The organism is Blastococcus sp. SYSU D00669, assembly GCF_054050715.1.
The window spans coordinates 11242-32955 of sequence record NZ_JBJGZV010000028.1 but is presented as its reverse complement, the minus strand read 5'-3'; the positions used below and the strand labels follow the sequence as shown (position 1 = coordinate 32955).

The 21714-nt window shown below is 75.4% G+C and carries 25 protein-coding genes; 16 read left to right on the top strand and 9 right to left on the bottom strand.

From position 1 onward, the window contains the following. Window positions 1-11: 11 nt before the first annotated feature. Genes ACI8AF_RS18845 through ACI8AF_RS18835 form a run of 3 tightly spaced genes read right to left on the bottom strand, consistent with a single transcriptional unit; the run spans window position 12 to window position 2829 of the window. Window positions 12-1091 (bottom strand): Gfo/Idh/MocA family protein, encoded by a 1080-nt coding sequence (locus ACI8AF_RS18845; protein ID WP_456541274.1) that lies wholly within the window; start codon window positions 1089-1091, stop codon window positions 12-14. After that, window positions 1088-1864 (bottom strand): creatininase family protein, encoded by a 777-nt coding sequence (locus ACI8AF_RS18840; RefSeq protein ID WP_456541273.1) that lies wholly within the window; start codon window positions 1862-1864, stop codon window positions 1088-1090. The genes ACI8AF_RS18845 and ACI8AF_RS18840 overlap by 4 nt, the downstream gene beginning before the upstream one ends. Beyond that, window positions 1861-2829, bottom strand: coding sequence for a C-terminal binding protein (locus ACI8AF_RS18835; protein ID WP_456541272.1), 969 nt, complete (start codon window positions 2827-2829; stop codon window positions 1861-1863). The genes ACI8AF_RS18840 and ACI8AF_RS18835 overlap by 4 nt, the downstream gene beginning before the upstream one ends. Window positions 2830-2999: 170 nt before the next feature. Here ACI8AF_RS18835 and ACI8AF_RS18830 point away from each other — a divergent pair, with 170 nt between their 5' ends. From ACI8AF_RS18830 to ACI8AF_RS18795, 8 genes are read left to right on the top strand one after another with little or no spacing between them, the layout of a single operon-like run. Next, window positions 3000-3284, top strand: a complete 285-nt coding sequence (locus tag ACI8AF_RS18830; RefSeq protein WP_456541271.1) for a UxaA family hydrolase — start codon at window positions 3000-3002, stop codon at window positions 3282-3284. After that, the gene (locus ACI8AF_RS18825; RefSeq protein ID WP_456541270.1) at window positions 3281-4441 is read left to right on the top strand and encodes a UxaA family hydrolase; all 1161 of its coding nucleotides are present in this window, start codon (window positions 3281-3283) and stop codon (window positions 4439-4441) included. Before ACI8AF_RS18830 ends, ACI8AF_RS18825 begins: the two co-directional genes overlap by 4 nt. Next, window positions 4438-5190: a sulfite exporter TauE/SafE family protein gene (locus ACI8AF_RS18820; RefSeq protein ID WP_456541269.1), complete on the top strand. Its 753-nt coding sequence runs from the start codon at window positions 4438-4440 to the stop codon at window positions 5188-5190. Before ACI8AF_RS18825 ends, ACI8AF_RS18820 begins: the two co-directional genes overlap by 4 nt. A 55-nt stretch (window positions 5191-5245) precedes the next feature. Continuing rightward, a complete protein-coding gene (locus ACI8AF_RS18815; RefSeq protein ID WP_456541268.1) occupies window positions 5246-6316 on the top strand; it encodes an alpha/beta hydrolase family protein in 1071 nt (356 codons plus the stop codon). Continuing rightward, the gene (locus ACI8AF_RS18810) at window positions 6313-7467 is read left to right on the top strand and encodes an LVIVD repeat-containing protein (RefSeq protein WP_456541267.1); all 1155 of its coding nucleotides are present in this window, start codon (window positions 6313-6315) and stop codon (window positions 7465-7467) included. Before ACI8AF_RS18815 ends, ACI8AF_RS18810 begins: the two co-directional genes overlap by 4 nt. Then, window positions 7464-8465 carry an amidohydrolase family protein gene (locus ACI8AF_RS18805; protein ID WP_456541266.1) on the top strand — a complete coding sequence of 334 codons (1002 nt, stop codon included), beginning with the start codon at window positions 7464-7466 and terminating at the stop codon, window positions 8463-8465. Before ACI8AF_RS18810 ends, ACI8AF_RS18805 begins: the two co-directional genes overlap by 4 nt. After that, window positions 8462-9625 (top strand): M24 family metallopeptidase, encoded by a 1164-nt coding sequence (locus tag ACI8AF_RS18800; protein ID WP_456541265.1) that lies wholly within the window; start codon window positions 8462-8464, stop codon window positions 9623-9625. Before ACI8AF_RS18805 ends, ACI8AF_RS18800 begins: the two co-directional genes overlap by 4 nt. 9 nt (window positions 9626-9634) lie before the next feature. Further along, entirely contained in the window at window positions 9635-10114 is a 480-nt protein-coding gene (locus ACI8AF_RS18795; protein WP_456541264.1) for a heme-degrading domain-containing protein, read from the top strand. Here ACI8AF_RS18795 and ACI8AF_RS18790 read toward each other — a convergent pair. Next, window positions 10102-10716 carry an N-acetyltransferase family protein gene (locus ACI8AF_RS18790; protein WP_456541263.1) on the bottom strand — a complete coding sequence of 205 codons (615 nt, stop codon included), beginning with the start codon at window positions 10714-10716 and terminating at the stop codon, window positions 10102-10104. The two genes, ACI8AF_RS18795 and ACI8AF_RS18790, sit on opposite strands and share 13 nt — an antisense overlap. Window positions 10717-10862: 146 nt before the next feature. On the opposite strand from ACI8AF_RS18790, the gene ACI8AF_RS18785 reads away from it, so the two are divergent. From ACI8AF_RS18785 to ACI8AF_RS18775, 3 genes are all read left to right on the top strand, one after another. Continuing rightward, window positions 10863-11567, top strand: coding sequence for an AzlC family ABC transporter permease (locus ACI8AF_RS18785; protein ID WP_456541262.1), 705 nt, complete (start codon window positions 10863-10865; stop codon window positions 11565-11567). Then, window positions 11564-11878: an AzlD domain-containing protein gene (locus ACI8AF_RS18780; RefSeq protein ID WP_456541261.1), complete on the top strand. Its 315-nt coding sequence runs from the start codon at window positions 11564-11566 to the stop codon at window positions 11876-11878. The genes ACI8AF_RS18785 and ACI8AF_RS18780 overlap by 4 nt, the downstream gene beginning before the upstream one ends. A gap of 169 nt (window positions 11879-12047) precedes the next feature. Beyond that, window positions 12048-12491: an alpha/beta fold hydrolase gene (locus ACI8AF_RS18775; RefSeq protein WP_456541260.1), complete on the top strand. Its 444-nt coding sequence runs from the start codon at window positions 12048-12050 to the stop codon at window positions 12489-12491. Here the strand turns inward: ACI8AF_RS18775 and ACI8AF_RS18770 are convergent. The 3 genes from ACI8AF_RS18770 to ACI8AF_RS18760 form a co-directional block, all read right to left on the bottom strand. After that, the gene (locus ACI8AF_RS18770) at window positions 12413-13558 is read right to left on the bottom strand and encodes an AI-2E family transporter (protein WP_456541259.1); all 1146 of its coding nucleotides are present in this window, start codon (window positions 13556-13558) and stop codon (window positions 12413-12415) included. The two genes, ACI8AF_RS18775 and ACI8AF_RS18770, sit on opposite strands and share 79 nt — an antisense overlap. 104 nt (window positions 13559-13662) lie before the next feature. Beyond that, on the bottom strand, window positions 13663-14547 hold the full coding sequence (locus ACI8AF_RS18765) for a ketopantoate reductase family protein (RefSeq protein ID WP_456541258.1): 885 nt from the start codon (window positions 14545-14547) through the stop codon (window positions 13663-13665). A 22-nt stretch (window positions 14548-14569) separates the two neighbouring features. Next, window positions 14570-15958: an NAD(P)/FAD-dependent oxidoreductase gene (locus tag ACI8AF_RS18760; RefSeq protein WP_456541257.1), complete on the bottom strand. Its 1389-nt coding sequence runs from the start codon at window positions 15956-15958 to the stop codon at window positions 14570-14572. Between the two features lie 35 nt (window positions 15959-15993). On the opposite strand from ACI8AF_RS18760, the gene ACI8AF_RS18755 reads away from it, so the two are divergent. Genes ACI8AF_RS18755 through ACI8AF_RS18735 form a run of 5 tightly spaced genes read left to right on the top strand, consistent with a single transcriptional unit; the run spans window position 15994 to window position 19775 of the window. After that, complete coding sequence (locus tag ACI8AF_RS18755) at window positions 15994-17610, top strand: amidase (RefSeq protein WP_456541256.1); 1617 nt, start codon at window positions 15994-15996, stop codon at window positions 17608-17610. Between the two features lie 51 nt (window positions 17611-17661). Then, a complete protein-coding gene (locus ACI8AF_RS18750; RefSeq protein WP_456541255.1) occupies window positions 17662-18096 on the top strand; it encodes a hypothetical protein in 435 nt (144 codons plus the stop codon). Window positions 18097-18105: 9 nt separating this feature from the next. After that, window positions 18106-18459 carry an iron chaperone gene (locus ACI8AF_RS18745; protein WP_456541254.1) on the top strand — a complete coding sequence of 118 codons (354 nt, stop codon included), beginning with the start codon at window positions 18106-18108 and terminating at the stop codon, window positions 18457-18459. After that, on the top strand, window positions 18460-19293 hold the full coding sequence (locus tag ACI8AF_RS18740) for a helix-turn-helix domain-containing protein (protein ID WP_456541253.1): 834 nt from the start codon (window positions 18460-18462) through the stop codon (window positions 19291-19293). Between the two features lie 44 nt (window positions 19294-19337). Beyond that, entirely contained in the window at window positions 19338-19775 is a 438-nt protein-coding gene (locus ACI8AF_RS18735; protein ID WP_456541252.1) for an SRPBCC family protein, read from the top strand. 7 nt (window positions 19776-19782) lie between these two features. Here ACI8AF_RS18735 and ACI8AF_RS18730 read toward each other — a convergent pair whose 3' ends face one another. Next, window positions 19783-20619 (bottom strand): ABC transporter permease, encoded by an 837-nt coding sequence (locus ACI8AF_RS18730; protein WP_456541251.1) that lies wholly within the window; start codon window positions 20617-20619, stop codon window positions 19783-19785. Beyond that, a complete protein-coding gene (locus tag ACI8AF_RS18725) occupies window positions 20616-21599 on the bottom strand; it encodes an ATP-binding cassette domain-containing protein (protein ID WP_456541250.1) in 984 nt (327 codons plus the stop codon). The genes ACI8AF_RS18730 and ACI8AF_RS18725 overlap by 4 nt, the downstream gene beginning before the upstream one ends. Between the last annotated feature and the right edge of the window lie 115 nt (window positions 21600-21714).

Here is a 21714-nt window from a genome sequence, read left to right as displayed (position 1 = left end):
GGGCGGGATCCCTACGAGCCCTCGACGCCGACCTTCTCGATGACCTCCTGCACGAGCACCGCCTCGCCGTTGCGCTTCGAGGACTCGAGCACCGCGCGGACGACGCCCAGCGCGCGCACCGCCTCCACCGCGCCGACCTCGACGGTCGCCTGCCCGCGGATCGCCAGCCCGAACTCCTCCAGCTGCTCGCGGAACATGTCGGTGCGCGGCAGCTCGACCTTCTGCCGCTCGGACTCGCCGTAGAACTGGGACCTCAGCGACGACCAGTCGTCGGCCAGGTGCGACTCGTCCCAGTGCGTGAAGTCGAGGTCGTACATCAGGTTGGCCTTCGTGCCGAGCAGGTTCATCGTGTAGACGCCCGGCGACGCCCAGCCGGTGCCGATGTAGCCCAGCGGGCCGCTCTCGAACTCGAGGATCGCCATGATCGCGTCGGGCACCTCGGACTTCGTGTAGAGCTTGCGCGCGTGCGCGGTCACGCTCTTCACCGGGCCGAGCAGGAACTGCAGCGTGTCGGCGTGGTGCACGCCCAGCTGGATGAACGCCCCGCCCGGGCTCTTGTCGGCGTAGTAGCGCCAGGTCTGCGGGGTGAGCTCGAGACCGCGCTCGTTGGAGAAGTTCGCCTCGGCCAGCGAGATCTGCCCGATCCGGCCGTCGTCGAGCCAGCGCTTCATCTCCCGGTGGCCCGACAGGCGGCGCGAGCTGTGCCCGACGGCGAACACCTGCCCGGTGTCGGCGACCGCGGCGGCGATCCGGTTGGCGTCCTCCAGCGTGTGCGCGATCGGCTTGTCGGTGTAGACCGCCTTGCCCGCCTCCAGCGCCTGGGTGATCACGTCCATGTGCGTGTCGTTCGGCGTCGTCACGAGCACGCCCTCGACCCCCGGGTCGGCCAGCAGCTCCGCGTAGGACGACGCCGCGTTCGGGACGCCGAACTCCTCCTGGAACGCCGTCCGCTTCGCCTCGTCGCGGCTGAAGCAGCTGTAGATCTCGACGGCGTCGCCGCGCTGGATGCCGCGGGCCAGCACGCGGGCCCAGCGGCCGAGCCCGACCGATGCCAGCCGCACCTTGTCCGTGGAGGAGCTGTCCTGGGTCACGGGTCCTGCCTTCCGTCGGATCGGATGTCGCGGGCTCTCAGGACGACGTCGAGGAGCTCCAGCACCCCGTCGGCGACGACCTTGGTGAACGTGGCCGCTCGGTCGGGCGTGGCCCACCGCGGGTTGCCGTACCAGCCGTCGGAGGCGAGCTCCGAGACGTCGGTGATGAAGCCGTAGACCTCGTGCGAGCGGCGCATCGCGTCCATCTCCAGCGCGCCCGGCGGACGGGTCGGCTCGCCGGCCCGCTCGGTCTTCACCAGCTCCGGGTCGTGGGCCAGGACGGCGAGGGTCTCGATGCCGCCGCCGTGGGTCAGCTCGCCGCCCTCGTCGCGGTAGAGCCGCTGCGCGACGTAGCAGGCCTGCGCGGCGACGAACGTGCAGTCGTAGCGGTCCTGCAGGTCGGTGGCGACCGCGTTCATCGACGCGATGTTGCCCTCGTGCCAGTTGACCAGCACGAACGTCTGCACGCCCGTGCGGATCAGCTCGGTGCAGATGTCGGTGAGCAGCGCCTCGAAGGTCTCCCGCCGCAGCGTGACCGTGCCGGGGTGCCCGGCGTGGATCGGCGTCACCCCGTACGGCCCGAACGGCGCGTAGACGGCGTCGAGCCGGTCGGCCACCTCCCGGGCGACCAGCTCCGCGGCGAAGGTGTCGGTGCCGTTGGGCAGGTGCGGCCCGTGCTGCTCGATGCTGCCGATCGGCAGGACGGCGGTGCGCGAGCGGGCGACGGCCTCGGCTGCCTCCGGGCTCGTCATGTCGGCCAGGTCGTACCTCATGCCCGCACCCCTCCCTCGACGACGGGATCGCGCAGCGGCTCGCCGCGCAGCAGCCGGGCGGCCTCGTCGGCGGCCTTGCGACGCATGTCGGCCTCCGACTCGTCGGTGTACCAAGCCATGTGCGGGGTCAGCAGCACCCGCTCGGCGACCGGCTCGAACACCGCGGCGTCGACCGGCTCGGACGGGTAGACGTCGAGCGCGGCCCACCCGGGACGGCCGGCGGCCAGCCCCTCGAGCAGCGCCGGCAGGTCGACCAGCGATCCGCGGGCGGTGTTGACCAGCACGCTGCCGGGCTTCATCACGGCCAGCTCGGCCGGCCCCAGCAGCGGCCGCCCCGAAGGGTCGCCGGGCGCGTGCAGCGTGACGACGTCGCTGGTGGCCAGCAGCTCCTCGAGCGGTGCCGGCGCCACGCCGTCCCCCGGCGGGACGTCGACGTACTCGTCGTGGGCGACCACGGCGAAGCCGAGCGCGCGCAGGTAGCCGGCCGCCTGGCGGCCGATCCGGCCGTACCCGACGACGCCGGCGGTGGAGGCGCTCGGCAGGTGCAGCGGGCGCAGCCCGGCCACGCCCCAGCCGCCGGCGCGCACCGTGCGGTCGGCGTCGGGCAGCCGGCGGAACAACGCCATCGCCACCGACACCGCGTGCACGGCGACCGCCTCGGTGCCGTAGTCGGCGACCCGGCCGACGGCGATCCCCCGGTCGCGCGCCGCGTCCAGGTCGATGGTGTCCACGCCGATGCCGTAGCGCACGATCCCGCGGCAGCGCAGCCCGTCGAGGACGGCGGCGTCGAAGCGCGGTCGCGACCCGGCGAGCACCACCTCGGCGTCGGCGGCGACGGCCAGGATCTCCGCGGCGCTGCCGCCGTCGCCGAGCACCAGGTCGACCCCGAGCGGCCCGAGGACCTCCTCCTCGATCGCCAGGTCGGCGTAGCGGGTGCCGAGCACCGCGACCGTGCGGGATGTCACGCACACCACCTCCGGGACGACGACGGCGCCACTGTTGCCCAATCGTTTGCGCACGTCAAGCCCGCCCGTTCACGCGCGGTTTCGCGCCGGTGGTGCGGACTCCTTGACATTCGCTGCGCATACGTTTGTATGAGCCTGCGCGGCACCGGAGCCAGCCTGGGAGGAACGCGATGGCGCACAGCTTCTTGGTCCACGCACCGGACGACGTCGTGGGCGTCGCGGTGCAGGACATCGACCCCGGGCCGGCCGTGCCCGGGAAGATCCAGTCCAACGGCCAGCCCCTGCAGCTTGACGTCCTCGACCCCGTCCCGCTCGGTCACAAGGTGGCGCTGCGCGACCTCCCCGCCGGCGAGCAGGTCGTCAAGTACGGCATCTCGATCGGCCGGACCACCCGCGACATCCGGGCCGGCGAGCACGTCCACGTCCACAACGTCAAGGGAGAGCGCTGGGCATGAGCGCCGGACGCACGTTCCTCGGGTACCGCCGCGCCGACGGCAGCGTCGGCTGCCGCAACCACGTGGTCATCCTGCCGATCGACGACATCTCCAACGCCGCCGCCGAGGCCGTGGCGAAGGTCGTCCAGGGCACCATGGCCCTCCCCCACCCCTACGGGCGGCTGCAGTTCGGCCCCGACCTCGACCTGCACTTCCGCACGCTCATCGGCACCGGCGCGAACCCGAACGTCGCCGCCGCGGTGGTCATCGGCATCGAGCCGAACTGGACCAAGCGGGTGGCCGACGGCATCGCCGCCACCGGCAAGCCGGTCGCCGCCTTCTCCATCGAGGGCCTCGGCGACCTGAAGATCATCGAACTGGCCAGCCGGGCAGCGGTGCAGATGGTGCACGACGCCACCGCGCTGCAGCGGGAGGAGATCCCGCTGACCGACCTGGTCATCAGCACCAAGTGCGGCGAGTCCGACACCACCTCGGGCCTGGGCTCCAACCCCACGATCGGCCGGTTCGCCGAGCGCTTCAGCAGCGCCGGCGGCACGTTCTTCTTCGGCGAGACCTCCGAGCTCACCGGCGGCGAGCACATCGTGGCCGACCGGATCACCGACCCGGTGCAGCGGGAGAAGTTCCAGCGGCTCTTCGACGAGCACCAGCGGATCATCCTCGAGCAGGAGGCGAACCTGCTCGGCTCGCAGCCGACCGAGGGCAACATCGCCGGCGGGCTGACGACGATCGAGGAGAAGGCGCTCGGCAACATCCAGAAGATCGGCCAGGCCAAGATCGACGGCGTCCTCGAGATGGCCGAGGCGCCCACCCGCCGCGGCCTGCACTTCATGGACACCTCCTCGGCGGCCGCCGAGTCGGTCACCCTCTTCGCCGCCGGCGGCGCCGCGCTGCACCTGTTCACCACCGGCCAGGGCAACATCATCGGCAACCCGATCGTCCCGGTGCTCAAGCTGACCGCGAACCCGAAGACGGTGCGCACGATGAGCGAGCACATCGACCTCGACGTCTCGCCGCTGATCACCGCCGACATGACGCTGGACCAGGCGGCCGACCTCACCGAGGACATCGTCGTGGCGACGGCCAGCGGTCGCTGGTGCGCCGCGGAGGTCCTGGGTCACAAGGAGTTCGTGCTCACGCGCCTGCACCGCACTGCGTGAGCGCTGTCGACCTCGCGGTCATCGTGGTGGCGATCGCCGCCGGCGCGTTCGTCAAGGGCGCGACCGGCGGCGGTCTCCCCCAGATCGCCATCCCGGTGATGGCGATCTTCCTCGGCGTGGAGCACGCGGTGGTGGTCATGGCGATCCCCGGGGTGGTGGCCAACGGCTGGCTGGTCTGGACGCACCGGGCCGAGGCGGGGCACACCCGCGACCTGCCCGGCATGCTCGTCGCCGGCACGGTCGGCGCCGTCGCGGGCACGTTCCTGCTCACCTCGCTGGACGGGCGGATCCTCTCCGGCGCCCTGGCCGTGGTGATCATCGGCTACATCACGGTGGCCCTGCTGCGGCCCGGCTTCACCATCCCGGCCCGGGTGACCCGGGTGGCCAGCCCACCGGTGGGCCTGGTGGCCGGCGGGCTGCAGGGCGCCACCGGCATCTCCGGCCCGCTGCTCACCACCTGGCTGCACGGCTTCGGCCTGCCGCCGCGCGCGTACGTCTTCGCGCTGTCGTCGCTGTACTTCGTCTTCGCCGCCGTCCAGGCGGTCACCCTGGCCGCCGTCGGCCTCTACACGCCGTCCCGGCTGGTCGAGAGCCTGCTCGCGTTGCTGCCGATCCTGCCGTTCCTGCCGCTCGGGTCGGCCGCCGCCCGCCGGCTCTCGCCGCGCACCTTCCAACGCGTCGTCCTGGTGCTGCTGGCGGCGTCGGTGGTCTCGCTCGTGCACGACACGTTCACCGGAGGGAGCGCATGAGCCGACCCCGCGAAGGCGCTCCGCCGGCGCTCCACGTCTCCGCGGGGACCCCCGCATGACCGACGCCAAGGTGGAGGCGGTCGTCGCCCACTGGTACCCGCGCTTCCTGGCCAACGGCATCGACTTCTTCGACCTGCGGCGCACGCTCGCCGCCGTCGACGACTGGCCCGACTGGGCGCCGGCCTGGACGCAGGCCGCCGACCGGTACGAGGAGCTCGGCCGCGCCGCCCTCGCCGCCGGGCACCGGGTGACCGCCGCCGAGCACCTGCGCCGGGCGGCGCTGACCCTGCAGTTCGCCCAGTTCGTGCTCACCGACGACCGGCCGCGGCGCGCCGCGCTGCAGGCCCGCATGGCCGCGGTCTACCGGGAGGCGGCACCGCTGCTCGACCCGCCCGCCGTCCGCACGGTGGTGCCGTACGGCGAGGGCCGGGCGGTCGTCGGCTACCTGCGCGTGCCGCGCGGCGCGAGCTCTCCCGGCCTGGCGGTGCTGCTGCCCGGTCTGGAGTCGACCAAGGAGCAGTTCAGCACCTACGAGCCGTACTTCCTGCGCCGCGGTGTGGCCACCCTGTCGGTGGAGGGCCCGGGGCAGGGCGAGGGCGCGCTGTCGGCACCGTTCCGCGACGGGCTCTACGGGACGGCGGTGGCCTGCGTCGGCGAGGCGATCGCCGGGTTCCGCGGCGTGGACACCCGGCGGGTCGCCGTCGTCGGCACCAGCTTCGGCGGCTACCTGGCGCTGCGGCACGCGACCCGGCTGCCCGGCCTGCGCGCCGTCGTCGACATCGCCGGGCCCTACGACCTGCACGCGTTCGGCGAGCTGCCCGAGGTGACCCGGGAGGGCTTCCGCGAGTTCGTCGGCGCGGACGACGAGGAGCAGGCCCGCGCGCTGCTGGCCGACGTCACGCTGGACGGCGCGCTCGACCGCCTGCGGGTGCCGGTGCTGGTCGTGCACGGCGAGCAGGACCGGATCATCCGCGTCGGGCACGCGCACCGGATCGGCGCCGCGCTGGGCGAGCGCGGCACCGTGCGGCTGGAGCCGGACGGCAACCACTCGTGCAACAACCTGGCCCCCGTCGTGCGACCGGCCGTCGCCGACTGGGTCTCCGACCGACTGGGAGGCACGTCGTGACCGATGCACTGCACCTGCGCACCGTCGCGCAGGACGACCTGGGCGGCTACGGCGACGGCATGCAGGTCATGCGCGAGGGCGACGCCGTCTACGTCGGCCACTTCGGTCCGAGCGGCATGGGCACCAGCGTGCTCGACGCCTCCGACCCGACGCGGCTGCGGCTGGTGAAGCAGTGGCGGGCGCCGCACGGCAGCCACACCCACAAGGTGCAGGTGGCCGACGGCCTGCTGCTGGTCAACCACGAGCAGTTCCGCGGCGGCGACCCGTACAGCGCCGGCATGGCCGTCTACGACCTCGCCGACCCGTTCGACCCGCAGCAGGTCGGCTGGTTCGACTCCACCGGCAAGGGCGTGCACCGCATCGTCTGGGAGGGCGGCCGCTACGCCTACGTCTCCGCGATCCCCGAGGGTTTCGACGACCGCATCTGGGTGGTCGTCGACCTGGCCGACCCGCGCAACCCCGTCGAGGCCGGCCGCTGGTGGTGGCCCGGGCAGCGGGACGGCGAGGAGCCGACCTGGCCGGCCGGGAAGCGCTACGCCGCGCACCACGCGCTGGTCGACGGCGACCGCGCCTACCTCGGTTACGGCGACGCCGGCCTGGTGGTGCTCGACATCGCCGACCGGTCGAACCCCGAGCAGCTGGCGACGCTGAACTGGGAGCCGGGCGGGGACACCCACACCTGCCTGCCGCTGGCGGGCCGCGACCTGCTGGTGGTCACCGACGAGGTGGTCACCGACGGCCGCACCGGCGAGCCGCACTACGCGCGGATCGTCGACGTGGCCGACCCGACCGCCCCGCGGGTGGTCGGGATCTGCCCCCCGCCGCCCGACGAGTTCTACGACCACGGCCTGCGCTTCGGCCCGCACAACCTGCACGAGAACCGGCCGGGCACCTACCGCAGCGCCACCCTGGTGTTCTGCACCTACTTCAACGCCGGCCTGCGGGTCTACGACGTCGCCGACGCCGAGCACCCGGTCGAGGTCGCGCACTGGGTGCCGGACACGCCGCCGGGCCAGCAGGCGCCGCAGATCAACGACGTCTTCGTCGGGGCGGGGTTCGACATCTGGGTCACCGACCGGGTCACCGGCGGGGTCTACCGGCTGGAGGCCGACGACGAGCTGGCCGCGCGGATGCGGGACGCCGCGCTGTGACCACCGACGTCCACGCCCACTGCGTGCCGGTCGGCGTGCTGGAGACCCTGCGGGCCGAGGGCGGGCGCTACGGCATCGAGGTGGCGCAGGCCGACGGCCGCTGGGCGGCGACCATCGCCGGGCGGGTGCGCACCCGGCCGATGGTGCCCGGGCTGCTCGACCTCCCCCGCCGCCTGGCGGCCATGGACGCCACCGGCGTCGACGTGCAGCTGCTGTCGAGCTGGATCGACCTGACCGCCTACGCCCTCGACGCCGACGTCGGCGCCCGGTACTCGCGGATGTTCAACGAGGGGCTGGCGGCCACGGTCGCCGAGGCGCCCGACCGGTTCCGGGCCCTGGCGACCGTGCCGCTGCAGGCGCCGGAACGGGCCGCCGAGGAACTGCTCACCGCGGTCGAGGCGCTCGGCATGGTGGGCGCGGAGATCGCGACGACGGTGGACGGCGCCGAGCTCGACGACCCGTCGCTCGAGCCGTTCTGGGCCTGCGCCGAGGAGCTGCGCTGCCTGCTCGTCGTCCACCCGTACGCCTCGCTGGCCGGGCGGAACGTGTCCCGGTACGGGCTGGGCAACCTGGTCGGCAACCCGGCCGAGTCGACGATCGCGCTGGGGCACCTGCTCTTCGGCGGCGTGCTGGAGCGCCACCCGGGGCTGCGGCTGTGCGTGGTGCACGGCGGCGGGTTCGCGCCCTACCAGGTGGGCCGGTGGGACCGCGCCTACGCGACCGGCGCGCGCGGGGCGGCCGAGCACCTCACCCGCTCCCCCGGCGAGTGGCTGCGCTCGGTGTACTTCGACACCGTCCTGCACTCGCCGCGGTCGCTGCGCCACCTCGTCGACGTCGTCGGCGCCGACCGGGTGGTGCTGGGCAGCGACTACCCGTTCGTCATGGGCGAGCCCGAACCGGTGCGCGCGCTGGCCGCCGTGGCCGACCTCGACGACCGGCAGCGGCACGCGATCCTGCAGGGCAACATCGCCGCGGTCCTCGACGGGATCGCGCGGTGAGCGGGCCGTCGTTCAGCGACGCCGAGCTCGCCGACCGGCGCCGGCGGGTCGAGGAGGTCGCGGCGGCGCACGGCCTGGACGCCGTCGTCCTGTACGGCGCCAACCGGTTCGGCAGCGCCGTCCCGTGGCTGACCGGCTGGCCGGTCACCCGGGAGGCCGTCGTCGTCCTGCGGCCCGGCCGGCGGCCGCAGCTGTTCGTCGGCTTCCCGAACCACGTGCCCAACGCCCGCCGGCTGGCCCGGGACGCCGACGTCGACGGCATCGGCGAGCGCACCGAGGAGACCGTGGTCGCGGCGCTGCGGGCCGGCGGCCCGGTCGGGCGGATCGGCACGATCGGCCCGGTGCCGGTGCGCATGCACGACGCCCTGATCGGGCTCGGCGCCGTCGTGCCGCTGGACGCCGAGCATACCCGGCTGCGCAGCCTGAAGAGCGACGAGGAGCTGGTGGTGCTCCGGCACGCGGCGGCGCTCACCGACGCCTCGGCGGCCGCCCTGGTCGCCGCCGCCGTCCCGGGCGCGACCGAGCTCGACCTGGTCGCCGCCGTCGAGGGCTCCTACGTGCGCACCGGGGCGACCAACCACATCCACTACGTGGCGGCCACCTCCATGGCCGACCCCGACCGCCCCGCGCCGGCGCAGTGGCCGACCGACCGCCGGCTGGAGCCCGGGTCGGTCGTGCTCTTCGAGCTGTCCACCAGCTGGGGCAGCGACTACCCGGGGCAGCTGCTGCGCACGGTCACCGTCGAGGCCGACCCGACGCCGCTCTACCGGGAGCTGCACGAGGTGGCCGAGGCGGCGCTGGCCGCGATCGCCGCGCGGCTGCGGCCCGGCGTGCTGCCGGCGGAGCTGCTCGCGGCCGCCGACGTCGTCCCCGACGCCGGCTTCACCACGCTCGACGACCTCGTGCACGGCTTCGGCGGCGGCTACCTGCCACCGGTGCTCAGCCACCGCGGCCCGGCGACCGGGGTGCACGCCGAGCCGCTGGCCGAGCGGATGACCGTCGTCGTCCAGCCCAACGTGGTCACGCCCGACCTGCGGGCGGGGGTGCAGACCGGCGAGCTGTTCGAGATCACCGGCGACGGCGCCCGCTCGCTGCACGCGTTCCCGCCGGGCCTGCTGCGCGGCGGCCCGCGCTGGGAACCCCCGGACGGCGACCGGTAGGAAGGACGCATGGCCGAACCCTTCCCCACCGTCGCCGAGCTCGCCGCCGAGGAGGCCGAGCTGCAGTTCACCTCGTTCACCAACGACGACGCGTGGGAGCTGGGCTCGGCGCTGGTGGCCACCGCCCGGCGCGACCGGCTGCCGGTGGCGATCGCGATCACCCGCAACGGCCACGGGCTGTTCAAGGCGGCGCTGACCGGCGCCACGCCCGACAACGACACGTGGATCGACCGGAAGACGCGGGTGGTGCAGCGCTTCGGGCACAGCAGCCTGTACGTGCGGCAGGCCAGCGTCGAGCGCGGCACCACCTTCGAGGAGGAGTTCGGCCTCGACCCGCAGGAGTACGCCGCGCACGGCGGCGCCTTCCCGGTCCTCGTCCGGTCGGTGGGCCCGGTCGGCGCCGTCGTCGTCTCGGGTCTGCCGCAGCTGCAGGACCACCGCGTGGTCGTCGCGGCCCTCCGCGAGCACCTGGCCCGTCAGGCCGCCTGACGCGCGGCGGCGCGGCAGCGGGCGATCCGCGCGCACCGGGCGATGCGGGCGGCCTCGACCTCCGGCACGACCGGCAGCGGCGTCGTCCCCTCCAGCTCGTCGCCGTCGAGCGCGAACCGGCCGTGCAGCGGCGCGGCCAGCCGGCGGACCTTGAGGTTGTGCGCGTCCATGAGCCACAGCAGCGAGCGCACGCCGGCGTCGCCCGCGGCGACCCCGACGACGTCGACGAGCAGCCGGCCGATGCCCAGCCCCTGGTAGCGGTCGACCACCTCCAGCGCCACCTCGGCCAGCTCGGGGTCGTCCTTGTCGCGGATGTAGCGGCCGATGCCGACCGGCTCGCCGTCGACCTCGGCGACCCAGCACCCGTGCCGGTCGTGGTCGACGTCGGTCAGCGCCCGCAGCACCGCGGGCAGCAGCGCCGGGATCGGCGCGAGGAAGCGCATCCGGCGCGAGTGCGCCGACATCCCGTCGAAGACCGCCTGGACCGGTCCGGTCTCGCCGTCGGCGAGCGGACGGACGACGACCCGCGGCAGCGACAGGCCCCGCCGGCCGGCGACCTCGAGCGACGGCATCCCATCGGCGGCCGTCGTGAGCGTGATCATCTCCGTCTCCTCCGCCCGGCGGGTCGGGAAGGCTGCCGGGCTGCGGACCAGGCTGCCGACGGCGTCTTTCGCGGACCTTCCGCGCGGCTGGCCCGGGGAGGACGCCGCGGAAGGCCACCGGAAGGCGGTCGCCCGACGCTCGCGCCATGACCTCGACGACGTCCCCTCCCGTCCGCACGGGCGCCGACCTGCTGGCCGGTGCGCGTGCGTGCCTACCGCTGGTGATCGGCCTGGCCCCCTTCGGCCTGACCGTCGGCGCCGCGGTCGGCGCCAGCGCCGACCCGGTCGCCGCCTGGTTCGGCAGCCTGCTGGTCTTCAGCGGCAGCGCCCAGCTCGCCCTGCTGCAGCTGCTGGGCGACGGCGGTGCGCTGTGGACCGCGGTCGCCGTCGCGGTCCTCGTCAACGCCCGGCTGCTGGTGTACAGCGGTGGGCTGGCCCCGTTGTGGACCGGTGCCCCGCTGTGGGCGAAGGTGCTGGGTGCCGCGACCATCGTCGAGCCGACGTGGGCGGTGGCCGAGCAGCGCCGCCGCTCCGGGGCCCCGCCGGCCGGCGCGCTGGCGCACTACGCCGGCGCCGCGATCGCGATGGCCGTCGGCTGGATGGTCGCCATCAGCGCCGGGATGGTGGTCGGCGGCGTCGACGGTCTCGCCGCGCACCTCTCCGTCGCCGTCCCGCTGTGCCTGGTCGTGCTGGTCGTCCCGCACCTGCGGCTGCCCGGCGGCGTCGCCGCGGTCGCGGCCGGCGCGGCCACGGCGCTGGTCGCCTCGGCCGTCGTCCCGGGTGCGGAGGTCCTGCCCGCCATGGCCGCCGCGGCGCTGGCCGGGGGGCTGGCGGAGCGGGGGCGGTCGTGAGCGCCGTCTGGACCGCCGTCCTGGTGGTCGGTGGGGTGAGCCTGGTGTTCCGGTTGCTGCCCCTGGTCGTCGTCGAGCGGGCCGGGCTGGGCGAGCGGACGGCGGCCGTGCTGCGGCACGCCGCCGCGGGGGCGATCGCGGCGCTCGTGGTGCTGAGCGTCGCGGGCGGCAGCGGCGGGCCCGACCCCGCGGTGCTCGCCGCGCTGGCCATGGGCGGGGTCGTCGCGTGGCGCGGCGGCTCGATCGTGCGGGTCGTGCTCGCCGGCGGGGGCGTCTACGCCCTGGTGGCGCTGGGCGCGGCCCTGGTATGACCGCGGGCGTGGGAGTGCGGGTCCGCCTGCTCGGCGGCTTCGCCGCGGAGGTCGACGGGCGCGCCGTCGACGCCGCCGCCTTCGCCCGGCGCAGCGCCCCGGCGCTGGTCGGGCTGCTGACGCTCGCGCCGGCACACCGGCTGCACCGCGAGCGGGTGATGGACGCGCTGTGGCCCGACCCCGCTCCCAGCTGCTGCGGGTGTCGGGGGGCTCGGAGACGCCCGGCTTCCACTCGGTCCACGACGCCCGCTTCCTCCCCGACGGGCCGGTGCAGCTGTGGCGGGCGTTCGACCGGCCGCAGCGGCGCTCCACCTCGCCGGAGAACGCCTTCCGGCTGTGGACCGCGTTCGGGCGGCTCGACGCCTCGGCGGCCGCGCGGCAGCTCGACGTCCCGACGCTGGTCCTGCACCCGCTCGGTGACCTCGTCCGGTCGTTCGAGGAGGCCGAGGAGCTGCACGCCGCCGTCGCCGGCAGCCGCCTGGTGGCGCTGGACAGCCGCAACCACATCCTGCGGGCCGACGAGCCGGCGTTCGCTCACTTCCTCCGGGAGGTTCGGGCCTTCCTCGGCGGCTCGGGCGGCTCCTCGGCGGCGTCGTCGGTGACGAGCTCGTAGCGGCGGCCGTAGGTCTCGACGACCGCCTGGATGGCGGCGACGACCGGGATGGAGACCAGGGCGCCCAGCGCCCCGAACAGCGACGCCCCGGCGATGACCGAGCCGAGCGCGACCGCCGGGTGGATGTTCACCGTGCGGGCGGTCACCCGCGGTCCGATCAGGTAGTTCTCGACCTGCTGGTAGACGGTGCCGAACACGACCACCCAGAGCGCGTCGAACGGGTCGACCGCGAGGGCGACCAGGGCGGGCAGGCCGATGGCGAGGTAGGTGCCGAGGGTGGGGATGAACTGGGAGACCAGGCCGGTCCACAGCGCCAGCGGCAGCCAGAACGGCACGCCCAGCACCAGGAGGACGACGGCGGTCACGACCGCGCTGACCACGGCCAGGACGAGCCGGGAGACGACGTAGCCGCCGGTCTTCTCCACGGCGATCTCCCACACCGTCGAGATGACCCGCTGCTGCCGCGGCGGGAAGCGGCGGGCGACGCTGCGGCGCAGCGCCGGCGCCTGGGCGGACATGTAGTAGGCGAACAGCAGGAAGGTGAAGGTCTGGAAGAGGGCGCCGATCAGCGTGGTGACGACGCCGACCAGGCCCGGCGTGAGGTCCTGCGCCAGGTCCTGGATCCGCTCCGGTGTGAGCTGCAGCGAGTCGACGACGTCCCCGGCCCTCACGTCGGTGTCGAAGCTGCGGTTGACCCAGTCGACGACGTCCCGGACGACGTCGGGCAGCGCCCGCACCAGGGCGGCGACCTGGTCGACCAGCAGGGCGCCGAACACCGCGAAGAAGCCGACGGTGAGGACGACCAGCGCGGACAGCACGATCCCGGTGGCCCCGCCGCGGCGCACGCCCCGCCGCACGAGCGCGGCGACGACCGGCTCGATGCTGATCGCGAACAGCCAGGCCAGGAACAGCAGGCCGAGGAAGCCGCGCAGGTTGGTGAACGCCCAGAGCACCACCTGGTAGGCCGCCACCGCGGCCAGCACCAGCAGCAGCGCGCGGCGCAGCCACGGCGGCTCCCGCCGTCCGGCGGTGCCCGGCTCGCCCCCGGCCGCTGCGTTCCCTGCCACGGCGGCACGCTAGATCCCCGACCCCGCCCGTGGCAGGGGACGCGCCCGGAGGTCACCGGGGAGGGGGAAGCAGCGGTCCCGCCCGCCCGGCCCCGGCGACCTGGTCAGCGGGCCCGGAGCTCGCCGACCAGCCGCTCGGTGCGCGGGACGGCGACCCCGTGGCGGGCGGCCGCGCGGAGCACCGCTCCCCCGATCGCCTCCAGCTCCAGCGGACGGCCGGCCTCGGCGTCGCGCTGCATCGACGAGCGCATGCCGGCGGGCAGCCCGGCGAAGAACCCCACGATCCCGTCCGGGTCGACCGGCACGCCCTCGGCGCGGGCGACGGCGGCCACCTCGCCGACGACGGCGGCGACGTCGTCGGGACGGCGGTGGCGGACCACCCCGACCGGCGCCGCCTCGTGCGTGGTGAGCAGCGCGAACGGGGCGAGGAACGCCAGCTTGCCCCACAGCGCCGCCCGCTCGTCGTCCACGACGGTGGTGTCGACGCCGGCGGCGCGCAGGTCGGCGGCCAGCTCCTCGGCCCGGCCCCGCAGGGCGGGCGCCGGGGCCAGCTCGACGCGGACGAACGGGCTGTCGTGCCGCACCTCCCCCGGCGCGACCCGGCTGGCCTCCACCCGGATGGTGCCGGCCACGACCGCGGCCCCCGGGTAGCGCTCGCGCAGCACCGCCATGTGCTCGACGCCGTTGAGGAACGGCACCAGCAGCGCCCCGCCGAGCACGTCGGCCGGGACCCGGTCGAGCGCGGCGTCGAGCTGGGTCGCCTTGACCGTGACCAGGCAGGCGTCCACGGGGTCCGCGAGCCGCTCGGCCGCGGCGACCGGGACGGCGAAGTCGCCCAGCAGGCCGCTGCGGACGGCGATCCCGCGCTCGGCGAGGGCGGCGACCGTCGACGCCCCGGCCAGGCAGGTCACCGCCGTCCCCCGCCGGGCGAGGGCCGCGGCCAGCAGCCCGCCCACCCCACCCGGGCCCAGCACCGCGACGGCGTCCACGGCGGGCACCGTAGCGCCGGGGTCAGTGGCCCGTCAGCGCCGTCATCGCCCGGTCGAGCAGCCTCGCCGGGCGGCCGGTGCGCCGCTCCCGGCCGTCGAGCAGCGCCGCCAGCCGGAAGCCGGCGTTCACGCCCACCCACCGCAGCGGCTCGGGCTCGAACCGCCGCGACCGGTGGCCCACCCACGGCAGCCGCGCGATCGGGGTGTCGTCCCCGCAGATCAGGTCGGCGAGGGTCCGCCCGGCCAGGTTGGTGAGCGCGACGCCGTCCCCGCTGTAGCCGCCGGCCGCGGCGAGCCCGGTCGCCCGGTCGAGGGTGACCGACGGCCACCAGTCCCGCGGCACGCCCAGCGGCCCGCCCCAGCGGTGGGTGATCGTCGCGTCGGCGAGCGCCGGGAAGAGCTCGACGAGGCTGCGCCGCAGCTGCTCGTGCACGCCGCGGGCCCGCTCCGACGCCGGGTCGATCCGCGAGCCGAAGCGGTACGGCGCGCCACGGCCGCCGAAGGCGATCCGGCCGTCGCGGGTGCGCTGGCCGTAGACCAGCAGCCGGCGGTCGTCGTTGAGGGTCTCCCGCCCCGCCCAGCCGGTCTCCGCCCAGAAGTCGTCGGGCAGGGGCTCGGTGGCCAGCATCAGCGAGTAGACCGGCGCCAGCGCGCGACGTGCGCCGGGCAGGGCCGGCGTGAAGCCCTCGGTCGCCCGGACCACCACGCGGGCGCGCACGTCGCCGTGCGGCGTGCGGGCCAGGTGCGGCTCGATCCCGGTCACGGGCGTCCCCTCGTGCAGCACGACGCCGCGCCGCTCGACGGCGTCGCCCAGCCCGCGCACCAGCCGGGCCGGGTGGACGGCGGCGCAGTGCGGGGTGTGCGTGGCGCCGAAGACGCCGTCGGCGGCCACCCGCTCGCGCAGCTCCGCGCGGGAGAGCCAGCGCAGGTCGTCCTCGCCGAGGTCCCACTCGCGCGCCCGCGCGACCGCCGCCCGCAGCCGCCGCGCCTGCAGCTCGGAGGTGGCGAGGCGGAGGTAGCCGCCCTTGTCGGCGTGCGCGTCGATGCCCTCGTCCGCCGCCACCCGGAGCACCTCGTCGACGGTGGCCTCCGCGGCGCGCTGCCAGCCCAGGGCGGCGTCGCGCGAGGACGCCGCGGCGACCGTCTCCAGCGACACCGGCAGCAGCCCCGACACCCAGCCGCCGTTGCGGCCGGAGGCGCCGAACCCGGCGAACTCGGCCTCCAGGACCACGATCCGCAGCCCGGGGTCGCGCCGGGCCAGGTAATAGGCGGTCCACAGCCCGGTGAAGCCGGCGCCGACGACCACCACGTCGGCCTCGGTGCCGCCGGGCAGCGGCGGCCGCCGCCGCTCCAGCTCGCCGTCGGGCAGCGTGGCGTGCCAGAGCGACAGGGAACGGCGATCCTGGGGCACGTCGCCAGCCTGCCGCATGCCCCCGAGGAGAGCCCGTGCGCCGCACCGCCGCCGTCGTCGCCGTCCTCGCGCTGGTCCTCCCCGGCTGCGGCGCCGAGGCGCCGCCCGAGCCGACCGTCGCCGACGCCCCGGGCGAGGAGCTCGACGCCCTGACGATCCCCGAGCTGCAGGAGCGGATGGCCGCCGGCGACCTGACCGCCGTGGAGCTGACCGAGACGTACCTGGCGCGCATCGAGGCCCTGGACGACGACCTGGGCGCCGTCCTGCACGTCAACGAGGAGGCCGTCGCCGAGGCGGAGGAGAGCGACCGGGTGCGCGCGGGGTCGGGCCCGCGCAGCCCGCTGGAGGGCATCCCGGTGCTGCTCAAGGACAACATCGACACCGCCGACCTGCCCACCACCGCCGGGTCGCGCGCCCTGCTGGGCAGCGAGCCGGACGACGCCACGATCACCCGCCGGCTGCGGGAGGCCGGCGCGGTGGTGATCGGCAAGGCCAACCTCTCCGAGTGGGCGTTCTTCCGCGGCGAGGGCGGCACCAGCGGGTGGAGCGCCGTCGGCGGCCAGACGCACAACCCGCACGTGCTCGACCGCAACCCGTGCGGCTCGTCCAGCGGCTCGGCGGTCGGGGTCGCGGCCAGCCTGGCGCAGGTGGCCGTGGGGACCGAGACCGACGGGTCGATCGTCTGCCCGGCCGGCGCCACGGGGATCGTCGGGCTCAAGCCGACGCTGGGCCTGGTCAGCCGCGACGGGATCGTGCCGCTCTCGGCCGAGCAGGACACCGCCGGGCCGATGGCGCGGCACGCGGTCGACGCGGCGGTCCTGCTGGCCGTCCTCGCCGGGGCCGACCCCGCCGACCCGGCCACCGCGGAGATCCCCGCCGACCTCGACGCCGACCCCGCCGCGCTCGACCCGGCGGCGCTCGACGGCGCACGGATCGGGGTGTGGACGCTCACCCCCGAGCAGTCCGAGGCCGTCGACGACGCCACCGAGACCGTGTACGAGCGCGCGGTGAAGGAGCTGGGGGCGGCCGGGGCGACCACGGTGGAGGTCGAGCTGCCGTACCAGGCCGAGATCATCGAGGGCGAGACGCCGGCGCTGCTGGCGGAGTTCCACCGCGACGTCGACGCCTACCTGGCGGCCACGCCGGGCGACCACCCGGAGGACCTGGCCGGGCTGATCGCCTTCAACGAGGGGGACGACGCCGAGCTCGAGCACTTCGGGCAGGAGCTGTTCGAGCAGGCGCTGGCGGCGCCGGTGCCCGACGAGGACCCGTCGGTGGCCGAGCTGCGGGCCACGATCCGCGACCTGGCCCGCCGGTCGGTCGACGAGGTGCTGGCCCAGGGGCCGGGCGCCGAGGACGACCTCGACGCGATCGTCGGGCTGACCGGCACTCCCGCCTGGGTCACCCGCTACCTCGACGAGGACGGCGCCGGCGACGAGTTCGTGTACAGCACCTCGACGCCCGCCGCGGTGGCCGGCTACCCGAGCATCGCGGTGCCGGCCGGGTTCGCCGGGCCCGAGGAGGCGCTGCCGGTGGGTATCACGTTCTTCGGCACCCGCTGGTCGGACGCGGCCCTGCTGGACCTGGCCGCCGCGTTCGAGGCCGCCTCCCTGGCCCGCCGGGCCCCGGAGTACCTGGCCACCGTCGGCTGAGCCTGTGGAAACGGCCGGCGGGCTCGGCCGGGGAGCTGCCACCGTGCGGGCATGACCACCGTGCCGAGCCCCGAGACCCCCGTCCGCTCCGCCGCCGAGCTCACCGCCCGCTGGGCGGGCCTGCTCGAGCCGCCGGTGTTCCGCCGCCGCAGCCTCTGGCTGGCCTGGGTGGCCCCCGACGGCCTCGTGCTGCCGCTGGTCCTGCCCGTCGACGACGTCCCGGTGGCGCCCGACCGGTTGCTGCTGTCGGGCCTGCTCGACCTGCACGAGGCGATCTGCGAGCAGGGTCTGCCGCGCGGCAGCCACCTGGCGATGGCCCTCTGCCGGCCGGGCGCGCCCACGATGCGGCTGGACGACGCCGAGTGGGTCGACGCGCTGCACGACGTCCTCGACGGCGCGGCGGAGGGCACGTGGAGCCTGCACCTCGCCGCGGGCGGCGCGGTCACCGAGCTCGTCGGGCCGCCGGAGGGCCCCCTCGCGCGGTAGGAACGGCGCATGACCGGTCGAGACGCGTCCGTCGACGAGTACGTCGCCGCGCTGCCCGAAGACGTGCGGCCGGTCCTGGAGGGCCTCCGCGACGCGGTGCACGCCGCCGTCCCGGGAGCCGGCGAGACGATCAGCTACAAGATGCCGACCTTCACCCTCGACGGCCGGCCGCTGCTGCACCTCGCCGCCTGGAAGCGGCACATCGGCCTCTACCCGTTCCCCGAGCTCGACGGCGAGCTCGGTGCCGCGCTCGAGCCCTACCGCGGCACCGACAAAGGCACCATGCGCCTGCCCCTCGCCCGCCCCATCCCCTACGAGCTGGTGGGCCGGATGGCCGCCGCGCTGGCCCGGCAGCGCGACTAGGTGTCCTTCGCGTTCAGCGAGCGCCGCCCCGGCGGGCGGCTCGGCCGCTACGTCGAGTCGGTGTGGCACGCCTCGGGGCAGATCCCCTACCGCCGGGAGCGGATCGCGCCGACCGGTTCCACCGTCGCCGGGATCGTCCTCGGGCCGCCGATCCGGCAGACGCCGGCCGGCGGTCCGCCCTTCCTCGCCGACACCGGCTTCCTCATCGGCCCGCACGACCGGCCGCTGGGCAACGAACCGACCGGGCGGACCGAGGTGGTCGGCGTGGTCACCACCCCGATCGGCTGCCGGGCCGTCCTCGGTGTCGACCCGGCCCCGCTGCGCGGCCGGGTGGTCGACCTGCTCGCCGCCTGGCCGCCGGCCCGCGCCCTGCGGAGGCGGCTGCTGGACCGCGGCGACGACGCCGGGGCGCTGCTCGGCGCGACCGAGGAGGCCCTCACCGCCGGCCTGGACGGGTCAGTGCCCGGCCTGGACCGCTGCGCCGCGGCGGTGGCCGCGCTGGAGGCGGACCCGGCCCGGCCGATCGCCGAGCTCGCGGCCGGGCTCGGCGTCTCGCACGGCCACCTCGACCGGCAGTTCACCCGGGTGGTCGGGTTGAGCCCGTGCACGCTGGCCCGGGTGCTGCGGGTGCGCCGGCTGCTGGAGCGGATCGACGTGCGGGACCGGGTCGCCTGGACCGAGCACGCCGCCGAGCTGGGCTGGTACGACCAGGCGCACCTGGTCCGAGACGTCGCCCGCACCACCGGCGTGCCGCCCTCGGCCTACGTCGCGGCGCAGCGGGCCCACCTCTCCCCCGAGGAGCAGGCGCCCGGGTTCGTGCCCGACGCGGGGTGACATCCGTCCAAGACAGCCGAGCCGGCGACGGTCACGCTGCCGCCATGGCCCGCCCTCCGCACCGCACCGCCTTCACCGCGTCCCGCACCCTCGACGTCCCCGCCGACCGGGTGTGGGACCAGCTCACCGACTGGCCGGGCGCGGCCGGCTGGCTCGGCGTCGACGCGATCCGCGCCGAGGGACCCACGGCCGTGGGGACGGTGCTGACGTTCACCGCCCGGGGCCGGGAGCGGCGCAGCGAGATCGTGGCCCTGGACCCGGGCCGCTCGGTCACCCTGCGGTCGGTGCAGGGCGGCGTGACGGCCGACTACCGCTACTCGGTCGAGCCGGCCGACGGCGGCAGCCGGCTCGAGCTGGTGGCCGACGTCGGCACCCGCGCGCCGTGGGCCCTGCTGGCGCCGGTGATCCGGGCGGCGATCCGCCGCCAGGACGCGGGCCAGCTCGACGCGCTGGCCCGCGCCGTGGGTCAGCGGCTGCGGTAGGGCTCCGTCACCGGCTGCGGTACAGCCTGGTGGTCAGCGGGAGGAACACCAGCGCGAGCACGGCGGCGACGGCGAGCGAGACGACGATCGCCGTGCCGTCGGGGTCGCCCTCCATCAGCGATCGCGACGCCGTGGCCAGGACCGAGATCGGGTTGACGTCGACGAACGCCTCCAGCGGCCCGGGCAGGGTGGTCGGGTCGACGAACACGTTGGACAGGAACGTCAGCGGGAAGATGCCCATGAAGCCGGCGTTCATGACCGCGTTCGGCGAGCGCAGCAGCAGGCCGAGCACCGAGAACACCCACGACAGCCCGAACGAGAAGACGACGACCAGGCCCAGCGCCCCGAGGACGCCGAGCACTCCCCCGTCGGGCCGGTACCCGAGCGCCAGCCCCAGCGCGATGATCACCGTGCCGGCGATGACGTAGCGGACGCTGTCGCCGAGCAGCGAGCCCAGCAGCGGCGCCGGCCGCCAGATGGGCAGCGACCGGAACCGGTCGACCACGCCCTTGGTCAGGTCGGTGTTCAGCGAGACGCCGGAGTAGACGGTCGTGAACAGCACCGACATCACCAGGATGCCGGGCAGCACGTACTCGAGGTAGGCGCCGGTGGAGCCGGCGATGGCGCCGCCGAACAGGTAGGTGAACATCAGCACGAACATCACCGGCGTGACCGTGACGTCGAGCAGCTGCTCGGGGACGTGCTTGACCTTGAGCATGCCCCTCCAGCCGAAGGTGAGGGCGGTCGACAGCCGGCCGGGGCGCGGCGGGCGGGTGGTGCCGGCGATCGCCCGGCGGACGGCGGCGGTGTCGGCGGCGGCCGTGGTCTCGGTGGCGGTGGTCATGACGGCTGCTCCTGCAGGGTCGGCTCGTCGGCGGCCGGCTCGGCGGCGTGACCGGTGAGGGCGAGGAAGACCTCGTCGAGGCTGGGCTGGGAGAGGGCGAAGTCGGCGATGCCGATGCCGGCGCGCGCCAGCGCGGCGACGCCCTCGGCGGCGCGGGCGGCGTCGGCGCACGACGCCGACAGCGCGGCGGGGTCGGGTTCGAGCACCGGCGGGCCGACCACCCGCTCGAGGACGGCGGCCGCCTCCGGGCGCTGCTCGGGGTCGAGCAGCCGCACGTGCAGCCCGCCGGAGCCGACCGAGGCCTTGAGCTGGCCGGGGGTGCCCTCGGCGATGACGCGGCCCTTGTCGATGACGGCGATGCCGTCGGCGAGCTGGTCGGCCTCCTCCAGGTACTGGGTGCAGAGCAGGATCGTCGTCCCGCCGGCGACCAGCGCCCGCGCGATCTCCCACACCTGGTTGCGCGAGCGCGGGTCCAGTCCCGTGGTGGGCTCGTCCAGGAACATCAGCTCCGGCGTCACGACGATGCTGGCGGCGATGTCGAGCCGGCGGCGCATGCCGCCGGAGTAGTTCTTCACCAGCCGGCCGCTCGCCTCGGCGATGCCGAACGCCTCGAGCAGCTCGTCGGCCCGTGCCCTGGCCGCGGGGCGGCCCAGACCGAGCAGCCGGCCCAGCAGGATCAGGTTCTCCCGGCCGGTGAGCTCCTCGTCGACCGATGCCAGCTGCCCGGTGAGGCTGACCGCGCCGCGGACGGCGTCGGCCTCGGCGACGATGTCGTGCCCCAGCACCCGCGCGCTGCCGCCGTCGGGCGCGATGAGGGTGGCGAGCATGCGGATGGTGGTGGTCTTGCCGGCCCCGTTCGGCCCGAGCACGCCGTAGATGGCGCCGGCCGGCACGGCCAGGTCGATGCCGGCCACGGCCTGGGTGCTGCCGAACGACTTGGTCAGGCCGGTCGCCTCGATGGCCAACGGCGTCTGGGTCATGTCCTCGTCCTCTCCGCGCTGCGTCGTCGTCAGCGTCGGGGTTCAAGCCGACTCGAGGTCAAGAGGCGCCGTCCGCGCCTCCCCGACCGCCTGCAGCGTCCTCTGCCCCTACGAC